Annotated in this window: 21 protein-coding genes; 16 read left to right on the top strand and 5 right to left on the bottom strand. The window is 56.2% G+C overall.

Annotated elements, in window-relative coordinates; genetic code table 11:
• Window positions 1-50: 50 nt before the first annotated feature.
• Window positions 51-1,313, top strand: coding sequence for a diaminopimelate decarboxylase (lysA, locus tag KIF87_RS10465; RefSeq protein ID WP_213328679.1), 1,263 nt, complete (start codon window positions 51-53; stop codon window positions 1,311-1,313).
• Here the strand turns inward: lysA and KIF87_RS10460 are convergent.
• On the bottom strand, window positions 1,283-2,320 hold the full coding sequence (locus tag KIF87_RS10460) for a LacI family DNA-binding transcriptional regulator (RefSeq protein WP_213328678.1): 1,038 nt from the start codon (window positions 2,318-2,320) through the stop codon (window positions 1,283-1,285). The genes lysA and KIF87_RS10460 overlap by 31 nt on opposite strands.
• A 300-nt stretch (window positions 2,321-2,620) precedes the next feature.
• Here KIF87_RS10460 and KIF87_RS10455 point away from each other — a divergent pair, with 300 nt between their 5' ends.
• The 4 genes from KIF87_RS10455 to KIF87_RS10440 all read left to right on the top strand — a co-directional run bounded on the left by KIF87_RS10455 (window position 2,621) and on the right by KIF87_RS10440 (window position 6,705).
• The gene (locus KIF87_RS10455; protein ID WP_193940401.1) at window positions 2,621-3,946 is read left to right on the top strand and encodes a PTS sugar transporter subunit IIC; all 1,326 of its coding nucleotides are present in this window, start codon (window positions 2,621-2,623) and stop codon (window positions 3,944-3,946) included.
• Window positions 3,947-3,953: 7 nt separating this feature from the next.
• Complete coding sequence (locus KIF87_RS10450) at window positions 3,954-5,381, top strand: glycoside hydrolase family 1 protein (protein WP_213328697.1); 1,428 nt, start codon at window positions 3,954-3,956, stop codon at window positions 5,379-5,381.
• Window positions 5,382-5,458: 77 nt separating this feature from the next.
• The gene (locus KIF87_RS10445) at window positions 5,459-6,232 is read left to right on the top strand and encodes a GntR family transcriptional regulator (protein ID WP_024909303.1); all 774 of its coding nucleotides are present in this window, start codon (window positions 5,459-5,461) and stop codon (window positions 6,230-6,232) included.
• Window positions 6,229-6,705: a GNAT family N-acetyltransferase gene (locus KIF87_RS10440; protein WP_213328677.1), complete on the top strand. Its 477-nt coding sequence runs from the start codon at window positions 6,229-6,231 to the stop codon at window positions 6,703-6,705. Before KIF87_RS10445 ends, KIF87_RS10440 begins: the two co-directional genes overlap by 4 nt.
• Here the strand turns inward: KIF87_RS10440 and galR are convergent.
• Window positions 6,666-7,682: an HTH-type transcriptional regulator GalR gene (gene galR / locus KIF87_RS10435; RefSeq protein ID WP_121424570.1), complete on the bottom strand. Its 1,017-nt coding sequence runs from the start codon at window positions 7,680-7,682 to the stop codon at window positions 6,666-6,668. The two genes, KIF87_RS10440 and galR, sit on opposite strands and share 40 nt — an antisense overlap.
• 624 nt (window positions 7,683-8,306) lie before the next feature.
• Here galR and aas point away from each other — a divergent pair.
• Together aas and lplT are read left to right on the top strand one after the other, a co-directional pair.
• The gene (gene aas / locus KIF87_RS10430) at window positions 8,307-10,466 is read left to right on the top strand and encodes a bifunctional acyl-ACP--phospholipid O-acyltransferase/long-chain-fatty-acid--ACP ligase (RefSeq protein ID WP_213328676.1); all 2,160 of its coding nucleotides are present in this window, start codon (window positions 8,307-8,309) and stop codon (window positions 10,464-10,466) included.
• Entirely contained in the window at window positions 10,459-11,652 is a 1,194-nt protein-coding gene (lplT, locus tag KIF87_RS10425; RefSeq protein WP_024909299.1) for a lysophospholipid transporter LplT, read from the top strand. The genes aas and lplT overlap by 8 nt, the downstream gene beginning before the upstream one ends.
• Window positions 11,653-11,745: 93 nt before the next feature.
• On the opposite strand, the gene KIF87_RS10420 is transcribed toward lplT, so the two are convergent.
• The 3 genes from KIF87_RS10420 to mutH form a co-directional block, all read right to left on the bottom strand.
• A complete protein-coding gene (locus KIF87_RS10420; RefSeq protein ID WP_038417288.1) occupies window positions 11,746-12,786 on the bottom strand; it encodes an NADP(H)-dependent aldo-keto reductase in 1,041 nt (346 codons plus the stop codon).
• A gap of 131 nt (window positions 12,787-12,917) precedes the next feature.
• A complete protein-coding gene (locus KIF87_RS10415; RefSeq protein ID WP_008499668.1) occupies window positions 12,918-13,136 on the bottom strand; it encodes a YgdI/YgdR family lipoprotein in 219 nt (72 codons plus the stop codon).
• Window positions 13,137-13,264: 128 nt separating this feature from the next.
• Complete coding sequence (mutH, locus tag KIF87_RS10410; RefSeq protein ID WP_213328675.1) at window positions 13,265-13,957, bottom strand: DNA mismatch repair endonuclease MutH; 693 nt, start codon at window positions 13,955-13,957, stop codon at window positions 13,265-13,267.
• A gap of 684 nt (window positions 13,958-14,641) precedes the next feature.
• Here mutH and rppH point away from each other — a divergent pair.
• The 9 genes from rppH to recC all read left to right on the top strand — a co-directional run bounded on the left by rppH (window position 14,642) and on the right by recC (window position 24,594).
• Window positions 14,642-15,172, top strand: coding sequence for an RNA pyrophosphohydrolase (gene rppH / locus KIF87_RS10405; protein WP_013098553.1), 531 nt, complete (start codon window positions 14,642-14,644; stop codon window positions 15,170-15,172).
• Between the two features lie 12 nt (window positions 15,173-15,184).
• The gene (gene ptsP, locus KIF87_RS10400) at window positions 15,185-17,431 is read left to right on the top strand and encodes a phosphoenolpyruvate--protein phosphotransferase (RefSeq protein WP_159514832.1); all 2,247 of its coding nucleotides are present in this window, start codon (window positions 15,185-15,187) and stop codon (window positions 17,429-17,431) included.
• A 193-nt stretch (window positions 17,432-17,624) separates the two neighbouring features.
• Window positions 17,625-18,500: a prolipoprotein diacylglyceryl transferase gene (gene lgt, locus KIF87_RS10395; RefSeq protein ID WP_023309046.1), complete on the top strand. Its 876-nt coding sequence runs from the start codon at window positions 17,625-17,627 to the stop codon at window positions 18,498-18,500.
• A gap of 6 nt (window positions 18,501-18,506) precedes the next feature.
• Window positions 18,507-19,301, top strand: coding sequence for a thymidylate synthase (gene thyA / locus KIF87_RS10390; protein ID WP_014885081.1), 795 nt, complete (start codon window positions 18,507-18,509; stop codon window positions 19,299-19,301).
• A gap of 184 nt (window positions 19,302-19,485) precedes the next feature.
• Window positions 19,486-19,947: a prepilin peptidase-dependent protein gene (locus KIF87_RS10385; protein WP_213328696.1), complete on the top strand. Its 462-nt coding sequence runs from the start codon at window positions 19,486-19,488 to the stop codon at window positions 19,945-19,947.
• Entirely contained in the window at window positions 19,941-20,501 is a 561-nt protein-coding gene (locus KIF87_RS10380; RefSeq protein WP_213328674.1) for a prepilin peptidase-dependent protein, read from the top strand. The genes KIF87_RS10385 and KIF87_RS10380 overlap by 7 nt, the downstream gene beginning before the upstream one ends.
• A complete protein-coding gene (locus KIF87_RS10375) occupies window positions 20,498-20,899 on the top strand; it encodes a DUF2509 family protein (protein WP_213328673.1) in 402 nt (133 codons plus the stop codon). The genes KIF87_RS10380 and KIF87_RS10375 overlap by 4 nt, the downstream gene beginning before the upstream one ends.
• The gene (locus tag KIF87_RS10370) at window positions 20,884-21,207 is read left to right on the top strand and encodes a prepilin-type N-terminal cleavage/methylation domain-containing protein (RefSeq protein WP_213328672.1); all 324 of its coding nucleotides are present in this window, start codon (window positions 20,884-20,886) and stop codon (window positions 21,205-21,207) included. The genes KIF87_RS10375 and KIF87_RS10370 overlap by 16 nt, the downstream gene beginning before the upstream one ends.
• Window positions 21,208-21,219: 12 nt before the next feature.
• The gene (gene recC / locus KIF87_RS10365) at window positions 21,220-24,594 is read left to right on the top strand and encodes an exodeoxyribonuclease V subunit gamma (protein WP_213328671.1); all 3,375 of its coding nucleotides are present in this window, start codon (window positions 21,220-21,222) and stop codon (window positions 24,592-24,594) included.
• Window positions 24,595-24,620: the final 26 nt, after the last annotated feature.

Genomic DNA, 24,620 nt, shown 5'->3' with positions numbered 1-24,620 from the left:
CTCTTCGTGCTGTGGCGTAATCATGAAAACGCATTTATCCGGAGAAGACCATGCCACGCCCGCTGAACCAGACTGATACCGATTTGAACGCCGACAACCTGCTGCGCCTGCCCGCCGAGTTTGGCTGCCCGGTGTGGGTCTACGACGCGCAGATCGTTCGCGAGAAGATCGCCGCCCTGCATCAGTTTGACGTGGTGCGCTTTGCCCAGAAGGCCTGCTCCAATATCCATATTCTGCGCCTGATGCGTGAGCAGGGCGTGAAGGTCGACTCCGTCTCACTGGGCGAAATCGAGCGCGCGCTGGCGGCCGGATTCGATCCGAAAGCCGACGGCGACGCGATCGTCTTTACCGCCGACGTGATTGACGATGCGACACTTGCGCGCGTCCACGAGCTGCAGATCCCGGTGAATGCCGGTTCTGTGGATATGCTGGAGCAGCTGGGGCAGGTTTCTCCCGGCCATCGCGTCTGGCTGCGCGTGAATCCGGGCTTTGGTCATGGCCACAGCCAAAAAACCAATACCGGCGGCGAAAACAGCAAGCACGGGATCTGGTATGCCGATATGCCTGCCGCGCTGGAGGTATTACAGCGCTATAGCCTGAAGCTGGTGGGTATTCATATGCACATTGGATCTGGCGTCGATTACGGCCACCTTGAGCAGGTGTGCGGCGCGATGGTGCGCCAGGTTATCGGCTTCGGTCAGGATCTGGAGGCGATCTCTGCCGGTGGCGGCCTCTCCATTCCCTATCGCGAAGGCGAAGAGGCGATCGATACCGATCACTATTACGGTCTGTGGAGCGCCGCGCGTGACCAAATTGCCGCGCATCTTGGTCACGCGGTGAAGCTGGAAATTGAGCCGGGTCGTTTCCTGGTGGCGGAAGCCGGTGTGCTGGTTTCACAGGTGCGCAGCGTGAAAGAGATGGGGTCTCGCCACTTCGTATTGATTGACGCAGGCTTTAACGACCTGATGCGTCCGTCCATGTACGGCAGCTATCACCACATTACCGCCCTGGCTGCCGACGGCCGCGATTTAACGCAGGCTCCGCGGGTTGAGACGGTCGTTGCGGGGCCGCTGTGCGAATCGGGTGACGTGTTCACTCAGCAGGAAGGCGGCAAAGTGGAGACCCGCGCGCTGCCAGAGGTCAAACCGGGTGATTATCTTGTGCTGCATGATACCGGTGCCTACGGGGCGTCGATGTCATCTAACTACAACAGCCGCCCGCTGCTGCCGGAAGTGCTGTTTGATAACGGCAAGGCACGGCTGATCCGTCGTCGCCAGACCATTCAGGAACTGCTGGCTTTAGAACTCATTTGATGAAAGTACGGCCCCGTCGTGACCGAATCGCGTAAGACCAGCGTGCCGGTAAACGGCGGGATGGCATCGACCGGCTGGTTTTTTGCCAGCCGGATCGCCTGATCGATGGCCGTGACAATCATATTGTCGATGGGCAGATAAACCGACGAGAGCGCAGGCTCCAGCCATTTCGCGCTTGGGGCATCGTCAAAGCCGAACAGCGAAATATCCTGCGGGATTTTAAGCCCCGCCTGGTGTAACGCTTTGGACGCACCCAGCGCCATATCGTCGTTACAGGCAAACAGGGCGCTAAACGGCACGCCGTCGGCAATCAGCTCCTTGCATAGCTCGTATCCCCGCGTCATTCCCGCATCGCCGTACTTTATCCGACGCTCGTCCAGGCGGATGCCGTGCTTTTCCAGCGCCTTGCGATAGCCCATCAGCCTCGCTTTCCCGGTTGGGGTATGGATCGGAACGGTGATACAGGCGATCTCCCGATGTCCCTGGCCGATCAGGTAATCCACGGCCTTAAACGCGGCATCCTGCTGTTCGAAGAACACACAGCGATCCGGCGCCTGGCTCACTTCACGGTTAATGACCACCAGCGGCGTTTTCACGGTGTCCATCAGTTTGACGATCGCCTTCTCGCTCATATAGCGCGTGTAAAGCACGATGGCATCGCACTGGCGATCGGCCAGCATCTGCACCGCCTGTTCTTCCTGTTCCGGCGCGTCGTGGCCATCGGTGACGATCAGCTGTTTCCCGTGGGTTTCGGTCTGCCGCGACGCCTGCTGGAGAAGACGACCAAAGTAAAAGCCGTCGAAGGTGGAGACGACCAGACCAATGCTGTTGCTGGTTTGGTTAGCCAGCGAGCGCGCGAGAAAGTTTGGGCGATAGCCCAGCTCTTCCATCGCCGCAAACACCTGCTGACGCGTACTCTCTTTAACCTGACCCGTGCCGTTCAGCACGCGCGATACCGTGGCCTTCGACACGCCCGCACGCAATGAGACATCCAGCATTGTTGCCATTCTACATTCCTGCTTCCACGTAATGGCCTGCAGTTTAACACAGACCTCACGGCGTATAAGCGATGCGGGAAGCGCAAAAACTCCGCCACGATCACGCTTTTTGGCAACGACCTGACAGCACGGAATTATCGTCGTTAAGTGGTATGCCAAAATGGTCAAAAATACTCATCTGGAATACCTCTTGCTCCGTTGAGAGCTTAATCACAGAACGGGAAGCCTCATAAAGCTATTTTTGGTATGCCAATAGTATCCGGCTGTACACCTTATTCAATAAAAGCCCTTTTACTGAGGTATTACCCTATGGCATTACAGGAAAAACTGATCGACGCTCTGGGCAGTTTTGCCACCAAATTCAACAGCTATCGCTACATCATGGCGATCAAGTCTGCCTTTATTACCTTAATGCCGGTCATCATCGTTGGGGCATTCTCCGTGCTGATCTCCAACATGGTCCTGGATCCGAAAAATGGCCTGGCGAGCTTCCAGTCGCTGTCGTTTCTCGCCGCGCTAAAGCCGATCACCAGCGCGCTAAACTACGCCACGCTTAACTTCCTCAACATCGGCGCGGTGTTTTTGATTGGCGTGGAGCTGGGGCGGATTAACGGGATCAAATCCCTGTTCCCCGGCCTGCTGGCGGTGATCTGCTTCATCTGCGTGACGCCGACCACGGTGGAAATGCTGGTGGACGGCGAAATGCACGTGGTGAAAGACGTGCTGATGCGCCAGTTCTCCGACACCCGCAGCCTGTTCCTCGGCATGTTTATCGCCATTCTCTCCGTCGAGGTCTACTGCTGGCTGGAAAACCGCAAGGGGCTGAAGATTAAGATGCCGGATACCGTACCGCCTAACGTGGCGGCATCGTTCTCGGCCCTGATCCCGGCGATTATCACCACCACGGCGATTGCCACGTTTGGCTTCGTTTTCCACCAGCTTACCGGCATGTATCTCTACGACGCGGTCTACCAGGTGGTGCAGCAGCCGCTGGAGCGCGTGGTGCAAAGCCTGCCTGGCATTCTGCTGCTGATGTTTGTCGCCCAGCTGTTCTGGGTGATTGGTATTCATGGCAACCAGATGATCAAGCCTATCCGCGAGCCGCTGCTGCTGGGGGCGATCACCGTTAACATGAGCGCCTTTGAGCAGGGCAAAGAGGTGCCGAACATCATCACCATGCCGTTCTGGGACGTGTATATGAGCATCGGGGGGTCAGGGCTGACCATCGGCCTGCTGATCGCGGTGATGATCGCCACCAAACGTAAAGAGATGAAGGAGATCGCCAAGCTCTCTATTGGCCCCGGCATTTTCAACATTAACGAACCGGTGATCTTCGGTATGCCAATCATGCTCAACCCGATCCTTGCCATTCCGTTCATCATTACGCCGCTGGTTACCGGCTCCATCGGTTACTTTGCGACGGTAACCGGTTTTGCCGGCAAAGCCGTCGTGATGGTGCCGTGGACCACACCGCCGCTGATTAACGCCTGGCTTTCCACCGCAGGCTCAATGGGGGCGGTGATAACCCAGCTTATTTGCATTGTCACTGCCGTCATTATCTACCTGCCGTTTGTGAAAATTGCCTCACGCCGTGCAGATCAGGCCGCGCTGCAGCAAGCTACCGATAACGCCTGAGGTGATGATGAGCATAAAAAAGATAACCCTGCCGCAGGATTTTATTCTCGGCGCAGCGGCGTCAGCCTGGCAAACCGAAGGCTGGAGCGGCAAAAAACCGGGCCAGGATTCGTGGATCGATCTCTGGTACAAAAACGATCGTCACGTCTGGCATAACGGCTATGGACCGGCGGTGGCGACCGATTTTATCAACCGCTTCCGCGAAGATGTAGCCCTGATGAAGCAGGCGGGGCTGACGCACTACCGGACCTCGATAAACTGGTCACGGTTTTTGACCGACTATGAAAACGTGACGATAGATGAGGAGTACGCTGCGTATTACGCCGCCCTGTTCGATGAAATGCACCGCCAGGGTATTGAACCGATGATCTGCCTGGAGCATTACGAGCTACCTGGCGTGCTGCTTGAGAAATACGGCGGCTGGGCGTCGAAGCACGTGGTTGAACTGTTTGTCCGCTACGCGGAAAAGGTGTTTGAACGCTTTCACGGCAGCGTCACCCGCTGGTTTACCTTCAATGAGCCGATTGTGGTGCAGACCCGCGTTTATCTGGATGCGTTGCGCTGGCCGTACGAGCAGAACACCGGCACCTGGATGCAGTGGAATCACCACAAGGTGCTGGCGACGGCGAAGGTTGTGAAGCTGTTTCGGGAGAAAGGGTATGACGGTTCCGTAGGCTGTATTCTCAACCCGGAAGTGACCTATCCGCGCTCGCGTGCGCCGCACGACGTGCGGGCGGCGGAGATGTACGATCTCTTCTACAACCGTGTCTTTCTCGACCCGCTGGTGCACGGGCGCTATCCGCAGGCGCTCTTTACCCTGCTGGAGCAGCACCAGGTGCCGTGGGCCTATACGGATGACGAACTGGCGCTGATTGCCGACAACACCGTCGACGAATTAGGGATCAACCTCTACTACCCGCACCGGGTGAAAGCGCCTTCCCGCGCCTGGCATCCGGAGACCCCGTTCCACCCGGCGTACTACTACGAGCCGTTTGAACTCCCGGGGCGACGGATGAACAGATCCCGCGGCTGGGAGATTTATCCGCGCATTATCTACGACATGGCGATGCGGATTAAAAAGGAGTACCGCAATATTGACTGGTTCGTGGCGGAAAGCGGAATGGGCGTTGAAAACGAAGCGCAGTTCCGCAACCGTGACGGCATTATTGATGATGCCTACCGCATCGACTTTATCAGCGAACATCTCTATTACACGCTGCTGGCGCGCGAGGAGGGGGCGAACTGCCACGGCTATATGCTGTGGGCCTTTACCGACAACGTCTCGCCGATGAACGCCTTCAAAAACCGCTATGGTCTGATTGAGATCGATCTGGAGGATAACCGCGCCCGGCGCGCCAAAAAATCGGCATCCTGGTTCCGTCAGCTGCGCGATGAGCGCGTCCTGACGCTCAGCGTTGACGATGAATGGAAGTAAGCGTTCTGATAAAATAGCGTACAAACTGGCCGGGAGGACGCCCGGCCTGCGCATTAACTGAAAAAACAGGTGAAAACGTGGATAAGGCTGTCATCCTGCCGGAAAAAAAACAGTACCAGGAAATTGGCGAGGATTTACGGGCGCAAATTATCCAGGGGCATTATCCCGTTGGGTCGCGCCTGCCGCCGGAGCGCAACATTGCCGAGACCTATGGCGTAAGCCGCACTATCGTGCGCGAGGCGCTGCTGATGCTGGAGCTGCAGGGCACGGTGGATATCCGTCAGGGCTCGGGTGTTTACGTCATGCGCATCCCCGACGAACATGAAAATGAGGAAGAGCGTTTCCTCAATAGCGACGTGGGCCCGTTTGAGATTTTGCAGGCTCGCCAGCTGCTCGAAAGCAACATCGCAGCTTTTGCCGCCAAAATGGCGACGCGGGCCGATATCGATAATCTGCGCCGCATCATCGAGCAGGAACAGCGCGCCATTGCCGCGGACGACAACAGCCAGGACAACAACAAGATGTTCCACCTGGTGCTGGCGGGCGCAACGCAAAATCAGATGCTGCTGGCAACAGTGGAAAGTATCTGGCACCACATGGACAGCAGCCCGCTGTGGCAGCAGTTTAACGTCCATATTGCCAGTCGTGCGTATCGCCTGAAATGGCTGGGCGACCGGCAAACCATTCTTGCTGCCCTGCGCCGTCGCGACGTGATGGGGGCCTGGCAGGCGATGTTCCAGCATCTGGAAAATGTGAAAAAAAGTTTGCTGGAGCTGTCTGATGAAGATGCGCCGGATTTCGACGGTTATCTGTTTGAGTCAGTTCCTCTTTTTCAGGGGAAACTGATATGAAGATCCTCCCGCTGTACGCCGCGCCGCAGTTTGCGGAGCAGGTGATCGACTGGATCTGGCAGGCCTTCGGTGACGGCCTGCCGCGCGAGTTTTTCCAGAGCGTTATCGATCACAGCCAGACGCCCGGCGCGCTGCCGATGACGTTTATTGCCGTTGAGGATGAACGTCTTCTGGGCACCGTCGGATTATGGCGCTGCGATCTCATCACGCGTCAGGATCTTTATCCCTGGCTGGCGGCGCTGTACGTGGATGAGGCGGCGCGAGGAAAAGGACTCGCGGGGAAGCTTCAGGAGCATGTTATTGCGTATGCCGCGCAGGCCGGGTACACCGAGCTGCATCTGTGGTCTGCCTGCCGCGACTTTTACGAACGTTACGGCTGGCAGTATATCGGTGATGGGCTGGAATACCCCAACACGCAGGTTCACCTCTACCGTTATTCGCTCTGCGCTTCCGCAAGAGAGGCAACGGAGTGACGACGAACCAGCGTCGGGCTAAACAGATGCGTAATATCCGGCGGCTGGCGCTGTTCAGCCAGCGCTAACGCCAGCTCGGCGGCCTGCGTTGCCATGGTGATAATCGGGTAGCGCACGGTGGTCAGACGCGGGCGCACGTAGCGAGAGACCAGCACGTCATCGAAGCCAATCAGCGAAATTTCTGCCGGTACCTCAATCCCGTTGTCATTCAACACCCCCATTGCCCCTGCGGCCATCGAGTCGTTATAGCTGGCAACCGCCGTGAAATTCCGTCCGCGACCCAGCAGCTCGGTCATGGCCTGTTCACCGCCACTTTCATCCGGTTCACCGTAGGCCACCAGGCGATCGTTACACGGCAGTCCGTTTTCGCGCAGGGCATCGTAGTAGCCCTGCAGGCGGTCTTCCGCATCAGAAATCGGGTGATTAGAACAGAGATAGCCAATCCGGGTGTGACCCTGTTGAATCAGATGGCGGGTCGCAAGCCATGCGCCGTAGCGGTCGTCGAGCGCCACGCAGCGTTTTTCAAACCCGGGAATTATGCGGTTGATGATGACCATCCCGGGGATCTGCTTCATCAGATGAATCAGTTCGGCATCGGGGATCATTTTGGCGTGAACTACCAGCGCCGCGCAGCGGTGGCGGATCAGCTGCTCGATGGCCTGGCGTTCTTTTTGTTCATTATGATAGCCATTGCCGATCAGCAAAAAATTGCCTGTCTGATAAGAAACCTGTTCAACGGCTTTCACCATGGCGCCGAAAAAGGGATCGGAGACATCGCCCACCACCAGCCCAATGGTTTCTGTGGACTGCTGGGCGAGCGCGCGGGCATTGGCATTGGGATGATAGTTCAGGGATTCCATGGCGGTTTGTACCGCCTGGCGTGATGCGTCACTGGCTTTCGGTGAGTCGTTAATCACGCGGGAGACGGTTGCCACCGACACACCTGCCAGACGGGCCACATCCTTTATTGTCGCCATTCATTACCTTCTTATTGGGGGTAAGCGTTTACACACCAAATAGTGTTGCGGAAAAGCGGCGCGCATTCAAGGGGAGCGGATTTCCGCTCTCCACAAACGTGACGCAGGACAACCCTGGCGGTGTAATCGTTACACGCGCAGTCATGTCTGAAAAATGTCAATCTGAACCTTTGGTTACACTTTGCCTCAGGCTGTTGCGATTGTCCGATGGCGAGGACGTTAAAGAGGTTGATACAGTCGAGATCCCAGAGGTATTGATAGGTGGAATCAACTCCGGTTGATTAACACGCTTTACACCAACCTGCGTTTTTACGCAGGTTTTTTTTTGCCTGACAGTTCAACCTGTAACAGCAACAGAGAATATTCACACCTGGTTGCACTTCGGCTCATTCCCTTGCGTTTTCCTGCTGGCGAAGCGCAGGGTGAACGGCCAGAATCAAGATCCCAGAGGTATTGATTGGTGAGAATTCTTAGTACGGTTTCGTACTCATCTCTTGCACCAACCTGCGCGGATGCGCAGGTTTTTTTTCGCCTCCACTTTTGCTGTCGCTCCCGTATCACTTCTCGTGTAATCTGCCACCATTTACTATCAACCCTCCACACTGGCTGGCAAAGGGAGTTGAGATGCTATTTGGGTTCTTCCGTACACTATTCCGTATTCTCTTTCGCATCCGCGTCACTGGCGATGCCCAGGCGCTTCGCGGCGAACGCGTTCTTATCACACCAAATCATGTTTCCTTTATAGATGGCATCCTGCTGGCGCTGTTTCTGCCCGTACGCCCGGTGTTTGCGGTCTATACCTCTATTAGCCAGCAGTGGTACATGCGCTGGCTCACGCCGCTGATTGATTTTGTGCCGCTCGATCCGACAAAGCCGATGATGATTAAGCATCTGGTGCGTCTGGTCGAGCAGGGACGTCCGGTGGTCATTTTCCCGGAAGGGCGTATTTCAGTGACCGGTTCGCTGATGAAAATCTACGACGGCGCGGGGTTTGTCGCGGCGAAGTCAAAAGCGACCGTGGTGCCGCTGCGCATTGAAGGCGCAGAGCTGAGCCATTTCAGCCGCCTGAAGGGGCGGGTGAAGCAGCGTCTGTTCCCAAAAATCACGCTGCATATTCTGCCGCCAACGTCGTTACCGATGCCGGACGCGCCGCGTGCCCGCGATCGCCGTAAAATTGCCGGGGAAATGCTGCACCAGATTATGATGGAAGCGCGCATGGCCGTGCGTCCGCGCGAAACGCTGTACGAGTCTCTGCTTTCCGCGCAGCACCGCTATGGCGCGAAGAAAAACTGCATCGAAGACATCAACTTTACTCCGGATACCTATCGCAAACTGCTGACCAAGACCCTGTTTGTGGGCCGCATTCTTGAAAAGTACAGCAAGAAGGGCGAGAAAATTGGCCTGATGCTGCCTAACGCGGGCATCAGCGCGGCGGTGATTTTTGGTGCGGTTTCCCGGGGGCGCATCCCGGCAATGATGAACTACACGGCGGGCGTGAAAGGGCTGACCAGCGCCATCACCGCTGCCCAGATTAATACCGTCTTTACCTCTCGTCAGTTCCTGGACAAAGGCAAGCTCTGGCATCTTCCCGAGCAGCTCACCCAGGTGCGCTGGGTCTTCCTGGAGGATCTGAAGGCGGACGTAACCACCGGCGACAAGCTGTGGATTTTTGCTCACCTGCTGATGCCGCGTCTGGCCCAGGTCAAACAGCAGCCGGAAGATGACGCGATTATCCTCTTCACGTCGGGCTCGGAGGGCAACCCAAAAGGCGTCGTCCACAGCCACAAGAGCATTCTGGCGAACGTTGAGCAGATTAAAAGCATTGCCGACTTTACCGCGGATGACCGTTTTATGTCGGCGCTGCCGCTGTTCCACTCCTTTGGCCTGACGGTGGGGCTGTTTACGCCGCTGCTGACCGGCGCAGAAGTGTTCCTCTATCCAAGCCCGCTGCATTACCGCATTGTGCCGGAGCTGGTGTATGACCGTAACTGCACCGTCCTGTTCGGCACCTCAACCTTCCTCGGCAACTACGCGCGTTTCGCCAATCCGTATGACTTCTATCGCGTGCGGTATGTGGTGGCCGGTGCGGAAAAACTGCAGGAGAGCACGCGTCAGATCTGGCAGGACAAGTTCGGCCTGCGCATTCTCGAAGGCTATGGCGTTACCGAGTGTGCTCCCGTGGTCTCGATTAACGTTCCGATGGCTGCGAAGCCGGGTACGGTGGGCCGAATACTGCCGGGAATGGATGCGCGTCTGCTTGCCGTGCCGGGCATTGAGGACGGTGGCCGTCTGCAGCTGAAAGGGCCAAACGTGATGAACGGTTATCTGCGCGTGGAAAACCCAGGCGTGCTGGAGGTCCCGACGGCGGAAAACGTCAACGGCGAGATTGAAACCGGCTGGTACGACACCGGTGATATTGTCCGTTTTGATGAACAAGGCTTTGTTCAGATTCAGGGACGTGCAAAACGCTTCGCCAAAATCGCCGGTGAAATGGTCTCTCTGGAAATGGTTGAGCAGCTGGCGACGGCCGTGTCCGCGGATAAGATGCATGCGACGGTGGTGAAGAGTGATGCCAGCAAAGGCGAGGCGCTGGTGCTGTTTACGACCGACGCTGAGCTTAAGCGCGACAGGCTGCTTAGCTATGCGCGTGAACACGGTATCCCTGAACTGGCGGTGCCGCGCGACATTCGCTTCCTGAAGCAGCTCCCGGTGCTGGGTAGCGGGAAGCCCGATTTCGTGACCCTGAAAGGCATGGTTGAAGAGGCGGAACAGCAAAATGCGTGAGTCAGTACACACTAACACATCGCTCAGATCGAAAGGCATGATGGCCGTTATCGCCGCACAGTTTCTCTCTGCGTTTGGTGATAACGCGCTGCTGTTTGCCACTCTGGCGCTGCTGAAAGCCGAATTTTACCCCGACTGGAGCCAGCCGATCCTGCAGATGGTGTTTGTGGGCGCTTACATTATCTTTGCTCCGTTTGTCGGGCAGGTGGCAGACAGCTTCCCCAAAGGCCGGGTGATGATGTTTGCCAACGGTCTCAAGCTGCTGGGTGCCGCCAGCATTTGCTTTGGCTTCAACCCGTTTATTGGCTACACGCTGGTGGGCATTGGCGCCGCCGCCTACTCTCCGGCGAAGTATGGCATTCTCGGAGAACTGACCACGGGCGATAAGCTGGTGAAAGCCAACGGCCTGATGGAGTCGTCAACCATTGCCGCCATCCTGCTCGGATCCGTTGCGGGCGGCGTACTGGCCGACTGGCATGTTCTGGCGGCACTGGGCGTATGTGCCGCGGTGTATGGTGGCGCGGTTGTGGCGAACCTGTTTATTCCCAAACTGCCGGTGGCTCGCCCGGGGCAATCCTGGCGCTTTAAACCGATGACCGGCAGTTTCTTTACCGCCTGTCGCGTGCTGTGGCGTAACGGTGAAACGCGTTTCTCCCTGATGGGAACCAGTATGTTCTGGGGCGCGGGCGTTACGCTGCGCTTCCTGCTGGTGCTGTGGGTGCCCGTGGCGCTGGGGATTACTGACAACGCGACGCCGACCTATCTGAATGCGATGGTGGCCATCGGCATTGTGGTGGGGGCAGGCGCGGCGGCGAAGCTGGTGACGCTCGAGACGGTAGCACGCTGCATGCCCGCAGGGATCCTGATTGGCGTCGTGGTACTGATTTTCTCGCTGCAACATGCTTTATTGCCTGCGTATGTCCTTCTCATCCTGATCGGTATTCTGGGCGGTTTCTTCGTGGTGCCGCTGAACGCGTTGCTGCAGGAGCGTGGCAAGCAGACCGTCGGGGCGGGGAATGCCATCGCCGTACAAAACCTGGGTGAAAACCTGGCGATGCTGTTGATGCTGGGGCTCTACTCGCTGGCGGTGAAAGTCGGTGTGCCGGTGGTGGGGATTGGCGTCGGGTTTGGCGGGCTGTTCGCGCTGGCGATTGCAGGTTTGTGGATCTGGCAGCGTCGGCGTTGATAAGTGCGGCCTGATGCCCTCACCCCGGCCCTCTCCCACAGGGAGAGGGAGCAAACTCTAAAAACGGCAACGTGCGTTGCCGTTTTGCTTTTATTACGGTGCCGGGTATGTGTATACCTGATGCACCGCTTCAATCTCCGCTAACACCTCTTCACTCAGGTTCAGATGGAAACTCTCAATATTGGTTTTCAGCTGTTCCATCGTGGTCGCGCCCAGCAGGGTGCTGGCAACAAACGGCTGACGACGCACGAAGGCCAGCGCCATCTGCGCAGGGTCAAGACCGTGACGCTTTGCGATATCCACATAGGCTGCAACGGCTTTCTGCGTTTGCTCTCCGCTGTAGCGGGTAAAGCGGCTAAAGAGGGTATTTCGCGCCCCGGCCGGTTTCGCGCCGTTCAGGTATTTCCCCGTCAGCGTGCCAAAGCCGAGACAGGAATAGGCGAGCAGTTCCACTTCTTCATATTGCGTCACTTCGGCCAGACCCACCTCATAGCTACGGTTAAGCAGGCTGTAAGGGTTCTGGATGGTGACGATACGCGGCAGATCGTGTTTATCGGCAAGGTGCAGATAGCGCATTACGCCAAAGGCCGTTTCGTTAGAGACGCCAATGTAGCGGATTTTTCCCGCGCGCTGGCACTCGGTCAGCGCTTCCAGCGTTTCCAGCAGCGTTACGGCGGGGGCGCTCTCATTCCAGCTGTACCCGAGCTTACCAAAGCAGTTGGTTGGGCGCTGCGGCCAGTGCACCTGATACAGGTCAAGGTAGTCGGTTTGCAGGCGCTTCAGGCTGGCGTCCAGTGCGGCGCGGATATTCTTGCGATCGAGGATCTGATTCGGGCGGATCCCGGTATCGTTGTTGCGCGCGGGACCGCTGACTTTTGAGGCAATCACCAGCTTTTCACGGTTGCCGTGTTTTGCCAGCCAGTTACCGACGTAGGTTTCGGTAAGTCCCTGCGTTTCCGGACGGGGAGGAACAGGGTACATCTCCGCGACATCAATCAGGTTAATCCCCTGGCTGACCGCGTAATCGAGTTGTGCATGGGCATCGGCTTCGCTGTTTTGTTCACCAAATGTCATCGTGCCCAACCCCAGTTGGCTTATTTCCAGAGCGCTGTGGGGGATACGGTGATAATGCATAGCCGGCTTCCTCAGTAGACTTATAGACCGCGTCAGGGCGTGCCCGACAAAGGAATATAAACATGGCAGAGGGGAAGCAAAAGGGGAAGAAAAAAATCAAAAAGGCCAGCAAGCGACTGACCTCTCTCTGTTTATCGCTCGATAATTTGCGAGACTTCGTCGCGATTGATCTGCATTTTATTACCTTCCTGGTCGCGGTAGCTGACCAGACCGGTATCATCGTCGACTTCGGGTTTGCCGTCGGTCAGGATCATTCGACCGTCTTTTGTCGCCATAACGTAATCGCTGCTACAGCCCGATACGGCAAACGCTAAACCGACTGCTGAAACTAACACTGCCCATTTTTTCATCGTTATCGTCCTCATCTGGCGCGTATCAAATCATAATCTAGTATTAACCCGATATGGCGACTTGAGGAAGCGGTAAAATCTTAAAAAGCAGTCGATTATGTTTGAGAGCTCGCAAAATAAGTAAAAAACTATGTTTTTAACAGGAAATGACGTGCCAGGAGTGCGCCAGTGAAATTCTTTTTGAGATAAAAACCGCGCGGCAACGTCAGTATCGGCTCGCCCTGCGCGCCGATTGCCTCGGTAAGCGCTTTACTGTTGGCCGCTTTCGGGCGCAGTTGTAATACTTCTCCGTGTCGGGCGGTGATGCGCTCTACCTGCCCAAGCACAATCATGTCCATCAGCTCCTCCCAGTCCAGCCGCAGCTGATGCTCTTCATCGTCGTTCGGGCTCCAGAGCAGCGGCGCGCCAACGCGACGCTCAGCCAGGGGGATCTGACGCTCACCTTCAACCGGTACCCACAACACGCGCTTCAGCTTGTGGCGAACGTGGCTGGTTTCCCACGTCACGCCGGTGTTGCCGGTTAATGGCGCAACGCAGACGAAGGTGGTCTCAAGGGGCTTGCCCTGGCGGTCTACAGGGATGGTTTTTAACTCCACGCCAAGCGCTGCAAAATCCTGCTCGGGTTTGCTCCCTGCGCTGGCGCCCAGCCACAGTTCAAGCAGCATGCCGATCCAGCCTTTATCCCGCTTCAGATCCTTCGGGATCTGAAGCCCTGCCATTGCCGCCAGTTCGCCAAGCGAAAAGCCTGCCAGACGCTGTGCCTGCTGTAGCAACTGGCCTTCGCTGGACGGCGGTGAGAGCAAGGGTGTAAGCGGATGCATGAAGGTAACCTTTTGATTAAAAAATAAACGAAGAAATTGTCCCCTGTGGATAGAGTTTAACTATTTCTGTACCAATATTCTATGTCTATGATTTATAGATTTTTTTTATTGATTTGAAATCGTTTCACCTGAGTCAGAAAACCGGTTGTTCAAATCTGGTCACTGACAATGAACAGGATCTTACACCATGTTATCCACAGAAAAATGGGATAACTGGGCATAACCCTAACTACTGTTTCAATTTACAGCCTTGACGTGCGATGAAAATCGAATTTTCAAACAAATTGTGACTAACTTATTGGCACAATCTGTGGATAAAACCGACGCTGTTCGATCTTTCATCAGCACCACGATCCCTGATGTGACGATCGTCACGCTATTCTGTTTTGCGTTCATGGATATACATTTAACTATATGAAAATAAGTGCATTATTGAATTCAGATAAAAGAGAGAGCACGGCGGTGTTTTAGGTTGTTCATCGGTAATCAGACACTTCTTCACAACTATATCCACAGAAAAGGTGAATAAAATTCCCTTCATTGACTCTCATCTGTTTATAACTCAGCACTTATTTGTGAGTTATTCAAATGTTATTAGGCTGCAGCCCTGTAAGAGAGTGGTTTACCGCCTCCCTGTAGTGTGAAACAATCATTCATATATAAGGTTTAGTTTGGGGTAGTCCGGTGATTGATGACGATGGCTACCGCCCGAACGTAGGAATAGTAATTTGTAATCGTCAGGGCCAGGTAATGTGGGCCCGGCGATATGGTCAGCACTCCTGGCAGTTCCCGCAAGGCGGGATCAATCCAGGAGAGTCCCCAGAACAAGCGATGTACCGGGAGCTTTTTGAAGAGGTCGGTTTAAGCCGAAAAGATGTTCGCATCCTGGCTTCGACCCGCAACTGGTTGCGTTACAAGTTACCGAAACGTTTGGTGCGTTGGGACACAAAGCCGGTTTGTATCGGCCAGAAACAGAAGTGGTTTCTGTTGCAGTTGGTGGGCAACGATTCAGACATCAATATGCAAACCAGCAGTACGCCGGAGTTCGATGGCTGGCGCTGGGTGAGCTATTGGTATCCTGTTCGTCAGGTCGTGTCATTTAAACGCGATGTTTACCGTAGGGTGATGAAAGAGTTTGCAAGTGTGGTAATGCAGCTTCAGGAGATCCCGCCTAAGCCGCAGAGCGCACCTGCATGGCGACGTAAAAGAGGTTAAGCTACGCAAATCATGCTCACCCGCTTGCGAGAAATAGTCGAGAAGGTGGCCAGTGCTCCGCGTCTGAACGAGGCGCTGAATATTCTGGTCACTGACATCTGTCTTGCGATGGAGACCGAGGTCTGTTCGGTGTATCTGGCCGACCACGATCGGCGCTGCTATTACCTGATGGCGACCCGTGGTTTGAAAAAACCACGTGGACGCACGGTAACGCTGGCATTTGATGAAGGTATCGTCGGTCTGGTTGGCCGGCTGGCTGAACCTATCAACCTTGCTGACGCACAAAAACACCCCAGCTTTAAATACATCCCTTCCGTAAAAGAAGAGCGCTTCCGCGCTTTCCTTGGCGTGCCGATTATCCAGCGCCGCCAGCTGCTCGGCGTGCTGGTCGTCCAGCAGCGCGAGCTACGTCAGTACGATGAAAGCGAAGAGTCTTTCCTCGTCACGCTGGCCACGCAGATGGCGGCGATTCTCTCCCAGTCTCAGCTTGCCGCGCTTTTTGGTCAGTATCGCCATACGCGCATTCGTGCTCTTCCTGCATCGCCAGGCGTGGCGATAGCGGAAGGCTGGATGGACGCCACCCTGCCGCTAATGGAGCAGGTTTACGAAGCCTCAACGCTTGATGAAGCGCTTGAGCGCGAGCGTCTTACCGCCGCGCTGGAAGAGGCGGCGAATGAATTTCGTCGTTACAGCAAGCGCTTTGCCGCAGGCGCACAAAAAGAGACGGCGGCCATCTTCGACCTCTATTCGCACCTGCTCTCCGATGCGCGTCTGCGTCGTGAGCTTTTTGCGGAAGTGGACAAAGGCTCGGTCGCAGAGTGGGCGGTAAAGAAGGTAATCGAAAAATTTGCCGACCAATTTGCGGCACTGACCGACGGTTACCTGAAGGAGCGGGCTGGCGATCTCCGCGCCCTGGGCCAGCGCCTGCTGTTCCATCTCGATGACACCATTCAGGGGCCGAATGCCTGGCCAAAACGGTTTGTTCTGGTCGCCGATGAACTCTCGGCAACGACGCTGGCTGAACTGCCTCAGGACAGGCTGGCCGGTGTGGTGGTGCGCGATGGCGCCGCCAACTCACACGCCGCCATTATGGTGCGCGCGCTGGGTATTCCGACCGTTATGGGCGCGGATATCCAGCCGTCGGTGCTGCACCGCCGTACGCTGGTAGTTGACGGCTATCGCGGTGAGCTGCTGGTCGATCCTGAGCCGGTTCTGCTCCAGGAATATCAGCGTCTCATCAGCGAAGAGAATGAATTAAGCAAGCTGGCGGAAGATGACGTTAACCTCCCCGCACAGCTGAAGAGCGGTGAGCGGATCAAAGTCATGCTCAACGCCGGTTTAAGCCCGGAGCATGAAGAAAAGCTTGGCAGCCGCATCGACGGTATTGGCCTGTACCGTACTGAAATCCCGTTTATGCTGCAGAGCGGTTTCCCCTCGGAAGAGGAGCAGGTGGCGCAGTATCAGGGGATGCTGCAGATGTTTAACGACAAACCTGTCACCCTGCGAACGCTGGACGTCGGGGCGGATAAACAGCTGCCCTATATGCCGATCAGCGAAGAAAACCCGTGCCTGGGCTGGCGTGGGATCCGCATTACGCTCGACCAGCCGGAGATCTTCCTGATCCAGGTGCGTGCGATGCTGCGCGCCAACGCGGCGACGGGCAATCTCAGCATCTTACTGCCGATGGTCACCAGCATTGATGAGATCGACGAGTCCCGGCGACTGATCGAACGTGCGGGTCGTGAAGTGGAAGAGATGATCGGCTACGCGATCCCGAAACCACGGATTGGGGTGATGCTTGAAGTGCCGTCTATGGTCTTTATGCTGCCGCAGCTGGCAAACCGCGTTGATTTTATCTCTGTCGGCACGAACGACCTGACGCAATATATCCTGGCCGTCGACCGTAACAATACCCGCGTCGCCAGTATCTACGACAGCCTGCATCCGGCGATCATTCGCGCGTTAGCGATGATCGCCCGTGAAGCGGAACAGTACGGCATTGATTTACGCCTGTGCGGTGAAATGGCCGGGGATTCCATGTGTGTTGCAATCCTGATTGGTCTGGGATTCCGCCATCTGTCGATGAACGGTCGTGCCGTCGCCCGCGTGAAATACCTGCTGCGGCATATCGACATCAATGATGCCCGCGAGCTGGCTGAACGCAGCCTTGACGCACAGCTGGCAGCTGAGGTTCGTCATCAGGTCGCGGCGTTTATGGAACGACGCGGTATGGGCGGCCTGATCCGCGGTGGGCGCTAATCGTCTTTCGCCCTCTCCCTGTGGGTGAGGGCGCCAGCGCGCATAAAACCCTATACACATCTTTTACATCTCCGGCGCATCCTCCGCGCCCGCCTTGTGCTATGATTCGCAACTTTGGAGCCTCTGCTTACAGCAGAATCGCATTTCTACCGCTGTCCACTTTCAGCGGAATAACAACATCTTGTGGTGACAGATGAACAGTGGTTATCTGCATTTTCCGGAATTTGATCCGGTCATTTTCTCAGTAGGACCTGTTTCGCTTCACTGGTACGGTCTGATGTACCTGGTGGGCTTCATTTTTGCCATGTGGCTCGCTGGCCGTCGCGCCAGCCGTCCGGGCAGCGGCTGGACTAAAAACGAAGTTGAAAACCTGCTGTATGCGGGCTTCCTCGGCGTGTTCCTCGGTGGCCGTATTGGGTATGTGCTGTTCTATAACTTCCCGGTATTCCTGAACGATCCTCTCTATCTGTTCCGCGTCTGGGACGGCGGCATGTCCTTCCACGGCGGGCTGATTGGGGTGATCCTGGTAATGGTGATTTTTGCCAAACGCACCAAGCGCAACTTCTTCCAGGTTTCAGATTTTATCGCACCGCTGATCCCATTTGGTCTCGGCGCTGGCCGTCTGGGCAACTTTATCAACGGTGAGCTGTGGGGCCGCGTCGACCCGAGCGTGCCGTATACGATGCTCTTCCCGGGCTCCCGCGCAGAAGATATTGCGCTGCTGCCATCACATCCGGAGTGGCAGTCCATTTTCGATACCTACGGCGTGCTGCCGCGCCATATGTCTCAGCTGTACGAGCTGGCGCTAGAAGGCGTGGTGCTGTTTATCATCCTCAACCTGTTTATCCGCAAACCGCGTCCGATGGGCGCTGTCTCCGGCCTGTTCCTGATCGGCTACGGCGCATTCCGTATTATCGTCGAGTTCTTCCGTCAGCCAGACGCACAGTTTACCGGCGAGTGGGTACAGTACATCAGCATGGGGCAGATCCTCTCCATTCCGATGATTGTCGCGGGTGCCATTATGATGATTTGGGCGTATCGTCGTCGTCCACAGCAACAAATTTCCTGAGGAACCATGAAACAGTATCTTGAATTGATGAAAAAAGTGCTCGATGAGGGCACGCCGAAAAACGACCGCACCGGTACCGGTACGCTCTCCATTTTTGGCCACCAGATGCGCTTCAATCTGCAAGAAGGCTTCCCGCTGGTGACGACAAAGCGCTGCCACCTGCGCTCAATCATTCATGAACTGCTCTGGTTCCTGCAAGGCGATACCAACGTTGCGTATCTGCACGAAAATAACGTCTCAATCTGGGACGAGTGGGCAGATGAAAACGGCAACCTGGGCCCGGTTTACGGCAAGCAGTGGCGCGCATGGCCAACGCCTGATGGCCGCCATATTGACCAGATCACCACCGTGATGAACCAGCTGAAAAACGATCCGGACTCGCGCCGAATCATCGTTTCCGCCTGGAACGTCGGCGAGCTGGATAAAATGGCGCTGGCACCGTGCCACGCGTTCTTCCAGTTCTATGTGGCGGATGGGAAGCTTTCCTGTCAGCTCTACCAGCGCTCCTGTGACGTGTTCCTCGGGCTGCCGTTTAACATTGCCAGCTATGCGCTGTTGGTCCACATGATGGCGCAGCAGTGCGACCTGGAAGTGGGTGATTTTGTCTGGACCGGTGGGGATACCCATCTTTACAGCAACCATATGGAACAGACGCATCTCCAGCTGACCCGCGAACCGCGTGCGCTGCCGAAGCTGATTATCAAACGAAAACCGGCATCAATCTTCGACTACCGCTTTGATGATTTCGAGATTGAGGGCTACGACCCGCATCCTGGCATCAAAGCGCCCGTCGCTATCTGATGCGATAAAGCGTGACACAACCGGTGCTGTTTAGCGCCGGTTTTTTTTTGCCGTTATCCCGTTTCCCGAGGCGCTATCCACAAAGCGTGCAACGCGCTGCAACTCTCCCAATTCTTCTGATAACGCCTCGTAAAACGAGGATCCGTCGCTCGTCATGTTCACGGCGCTTCGCCACACTCCCGGTATGAAAAAAGAGAACGGTTTTACGCTTATCGAAACGCTGGTCGCGATTTCGCTTGTCGTTATCCTCAGCGCCACAGGACTGTACGGCTGGGACAGCTGGCAACGGCAGCAGCGGCTGTGGCAAACCGCCAGCCAGGTGCGAGATTACCTGCTGTTTTTGCGCAACCATGCCAACCGCCACAACCGCGACCATCAAATTACCCGTCAGCGAGTGGGAGACCGGGACTGTCTGGCGAGCTCTGCCGTGCAGGGATGTGAGAAGGGCAGTCCCTTTGTACTGATTTCGCTCTGGCCTGAGGTCGAGGTCAGTGAGGTCACGCCGTCTCTGGCGTTCTATGGATTAAGGGATACGGCGTGGGCGGGGCGGATACGCGTTCAAAGCCGTGCCGGAGCATGGCTGATTATTGTCTCAAATGGAGGACGCATCAGGATGTGTAAGGTCTCTGAGGGAGGTTCATGTTGATGAGGCAGCGCGGTTTCTCACTGACTGAAGTCCTGATCGCCACGGCGATAAGCAGCCTTTTGCTGATAAGCGCATCGCGTTTTTTACCCGGATTACAGCGGGCAGTTTTACTGCAATCCGGCCAGAGAGAGCTGGAGGAAGAGGTCTGGCAACATCTGTTTGCCCTGGGCAAGCAGCTTCAGCGTGCGGGGTACTGTGCGGGAAACTGTCAGGGACAGGCGCTGGTGACCGCGAGGCTTGGAGGCTGCGTCATCGTGCGGTGGGATGCCAACAGTAACGGCATCTGGGATAACACGGCATCAGAAAATGACAGCACCGGTTTTCGTCTGGAATCTGGCGCGCTGGAAACCCAGCGTGGAGCGACGTCGTGTGAAGGAAAAGGATGGGAAAAGCTCACGGACCCGGAAAGGCTTACGATCGCGCATTTTGTGGTGAGGAAAGTGGAGCATGCCGGTTTTGCGCCAGAGGTGACTATCGAACTTGCCGCGATGCGAAAAGACGGGCAGGGGGAGCCCTGGGAGGCTTCGTATACGGTCACGGGGTACAACCTGTGAATCGTCAACGCGGAATGTCTTCACTGGCGCTGGTTCTGCTTTTGCTCGTGCTCGGTACCCTGATCCTCACGGGGCTCAATCAGCAGCTCACAACGTTTAGCGCGCTCGTTGGCGGCGAGAGCCGCTCGCTCCAACTGCAGGCGACGGTACAGTCCGCGCTTGAGTGGGGACGGGTTCAGAGCTGGTCGTCAGAGTCACAGGTTCAGTGCAAAAAGACATCGGCGTGGCGAGTCTGCTTGCGCCAGCTGAGTGAGGCGCGTGTGCTGCTGATTGCCGGTGACAGCGGCCTCCTGCTCTGGCGCGCAGGAGAGATTGTCGACGGGAAAATTCGCTTTTCGCCTCACGGCTGGAGTGATTTTTGTCCCCTCAAGGAGATCGCGTTATGCCAGCTGCCGTGAGCAGAGAAAAAGGGTTTAGCATGGTGGAGGTCCTGCTGGCGATGATGCTGCTGGTGATCGTCGTGACGGCTCTGTCGGGTTATCACCGGGCACTGGCGGTGCGGTTTAGCGTGTTTAATCAGTATCGCCAGCTCTGGCACTATGCCTGGAATCAGTCTCAGCTCTCAACAAATGTTCTCCCCGCAGGCTGGCAGGCCAGTCGGGGGCAGACAACGCACGCAGGATGTGTCAGCATCACGGTTACACTTATTTCTCCTCTGGGGCGGCGCGGTGAGATAACGCGTCTGCATTGCCCGGTTAGCCAGTAGTCGGGAGCGTCTATGTTAAGGGTCTACCACTCAAATCGTCTGGATGTGCTGGAAGCACTGATGGAATTTATCGTTGAGCGCGATCGGCTTGACGATCCTTTTGAGCCCGAAATGGTGCTGGTGCAGAGCACCGGTATGGCGCAGTGGCTGCAAATGTCGCTTTCCCGTAAATTTGGCATAGCCGCGAACATTGATTTCCCGCTGCCCGCGAGCTTTATCTGGGACATGTTCGTTCGCGTCTTGCCGGACATCCCGGAGCAGAGCGCTTTCAACAAGCAGAGCATGAGCTGGAAGCTGATGGCGCTGCTGCCGGACATGCTGCAGCGCGATGAATTCGCCATGCTGCGCCACTATCTCAATGACGATACCGATAAGCGCAAGCTGTTCCAGCTGGCGTCGCGCACCGCCGATCTCTACGACCAATACCTTGTTTACCGTTCTGACTGGTTAATTCGTTGGGAAGCGGGCGAGTTGATTGAAGGGCTGCCGGAGGCGCAAATATGGCAGGCACCGCTGTGGAAAGCGCTGGTAGAGTATACGGAGAAACTTGGCCAGCCAAAGTGGCACCGTGCCAATCTTTACGATCGGTTTATCTCGATACTTGAAAATGCGTCGGAGCGCCCGGCCCGACTGCCGTCACGCGTCTTTATCTGCGGGATATCCGCATTACCCCCTGTCTATCTGAAGGCGTTACATGCGCTGGGTAAGCATATTGATATCCATATTTTGTTTACCAACCCTTGCCGACAGTATTGGGGGGATATCCTCGACGAACGTTGGCTTGCGCGGCTGGTAACTCGCCAAAGAAAACGCCTTTTTGAAGAACGTGCCGTCCCGCTGTTTAAAGACGGCTCGACTGCCGGGCAGCTTTTCGATGAAGACGGTATCCAGAACCTGCCCAATCCGCTGCTTGCCTCGTGGGGGAAGCTGGGGCGTGACTACATTCACATGCTTTCAGACATCACTTCATCAGGTGAAGGCGACGTGGATGCCTTTGTCGACATTACCCCGGATAGCCTGCTTCACCATATTCAGCTGGATATTCTGGATCTGGAAAACCGTGCCGTGATGGGCGTGACGGCGAACGAGTTCGAACGCAGCGACAGCAAGCGGAAGCTGGACGCTGGCGATCGCAGCATCACGATCCATGTTTGCCATAGTCCACAGCGTGAGGTCGAAGTGCTTCACGACCAGCTGCTGGCGATGCTGCAGGACGATCCCGAACTGACGCCACGCGATATCGTGGTGATGGTGGCGGATATCGACAGCTACAGTCCCTTTATTCAGGCCGTCTTTGGCAGTGCGACGGGCGAGCGATACCTGCCTTACGCTATCTCTGACCGTCGTGCCCGCCAGTCGCATCCGGCGCTGCAGGCATTTATCACCCTGCTTTCACTGCCGGATAGCCGCTTTATCTCCGAAGATGTCCTTGCGTTACTGGATGTTCCCGTGCTGGCTGCACGCTTCAACATCAATGAAGAGGGGCTGCGCTACCTTCGCCAGTGGGTGAATGAGTCCGGCGTTCGCTGGGGGATCGATGACGATAACGTTCAGGAGTTCGAACTCCCCCCAACCGGGCAGCACACGTGGCGATTTGGCCTGACGCGTATGCTGCTGGGCTACGCCATGGAGAGCAGCCAGGGCGAGTGGAACGAGGTGCTGCCTTACGATGAGTCCAGCGGGTTAATTGCTGAACTGGTGGGGCATTTAGCGTCACTCCTGATGCAGCTTAACCGCTGGCGACACGAGCTGCTGCAGCCGCGTCCGCTTGACGCGTGGCTTCCGGTTTGCAGGGCGTTGCTTAATGATTTCTTCCTGCCAGACAGTGACACCGAAGCGGCAATGGCGCTGATTGAAACGCAGTGGCAGGCGATCATCGATGAAGGCGTGAATTCCCACTATCAGGAGGCCATCCCGCTGTCGCTGTTGAGGGATGAGCTGACGCAGCGGCTCGATCAGGAGCGAATCAGCCAGCGTTTCCTGGCAGGCCCCATCAATATCTGTACCCTGATGCCAATGCGTTCTATCCCGTTTAAAGTGGTCTGTCTGCTTGGCATGAACGACGGCGTTTATCCCCGCGCGCTGGCGCCGCTGGGGTTCGATTTGATGAGCGCAAATCCAAAACGGGGCGATCGTAGCCGCCGTGATGATGACCGCTACCTCTTCCTTGAGGCGCTCATTTCTGCCCAGAATAAGCTCTATATCAGCTATATCGGCCGTTCCATTCAGGACAACAGCGAGCGTTTTCCCTCCGTTCTGGTGCAGGAGCTGGTGGACTATATCGGTCAGAGCCACTATCTGCCGGGGGATGAGGAGCGCAACTGCGATGAAAGCGAGCAGAGGGTGAAAGCCCATATCACCTGTCTCCACAGCCGCATGCCGTTTGACCCTGTGAACTACACGGCCAGCGAGCGCCAGAGCTATGCACAGGAGTGGCTACCGGCGGCGAAAAGGGAGGGGAATGCGCACACGGATTTCATTCAGACGCTTGATCCGCTGCCCATTAACACCCTGACCTTCGAACAGCTTCAGCGGTTTTGGGCGCATCCGGTGCGGGCCTTCTTCCAGCAACGATTGCAGGTTAACTTCCGTTCTGAAGAGAGCGAAATTCCGGATGCAGAGCCTTTTACGCTGGAAGGGCTGGAGCGCTATCAGCTAAACCTTCAGCTGCTGAATGCGCTGGTTGAAGAGGAAGATGCTGACAAACTTTACCGCCGCTACCGTGCTGCAGGGCAGTTGCCCTATGGGGCGTTCGGGGAAATTGTCTGGGAGGCGCAGTGTCAGGAGATGACCGCCCTGGCAGAGCGCGTGAGAGCGTGTCGGCAGCCGGGCAAAAGTATTGAAATCGATCTCAACTGCAGTGGCGTAGAGCTCACGGGCTGGTTAACCCAGGTTCAGCCGGACGGGCTGCTGCGCTGGCGGCCCTCTATGCTGAGCGTTTCACAGGGATTGCAACTCTGGCTGGAACATCTTGTCTACAGTGCGGGTGGTCATAAAGGTGAAAGCCGGATTTTCGTGCGCAAAGAGGGCGAATGGCGCTTCCCGCCGATGGAGTCTGAACAGGCGTTACGGTACCTGTCTTTGTACATTGAGGGCTACCGTCAGGGAATGAACAAACCGCTCCTGTTACTGCCGGAAAGTGGCGGAGCGTGGATAAAAGCCTGTTATGACGCGCAGAATGATGCGATGTTAACGGATGAGGCTTCGCTGCAGAAAGCACGCAGTAAATTTATGCAGGCCTACGAAGGTAACATGATGGTGCGTGGCGAAGGTGAAGATGTGTGGTATCAGCGCTTATGGCGAACCCTTGAGCCAGAGTACTTCGAGGCAATCACGGAAGAGGCGCAGCGCTACCTGCTGCCGTTGTTTAAATTTAATCAGTCCTGAGCGCTGTATAAAAATTGCGCAGCATG

The organism is Enterobacter sp. 120016 (assembly GCF_018383635.1).
GTDB lineage: Bacteria > Pseudomonadota > Gammaproteobacteria > Enterobacterales > Enterobacteriaceae > Enterobacter > Enterobacter asburiae_D.
Note: the sequence above shows the minus strand (reverse complement) of the source record. Positions and strands in the feature narration are given on the sequence as shown.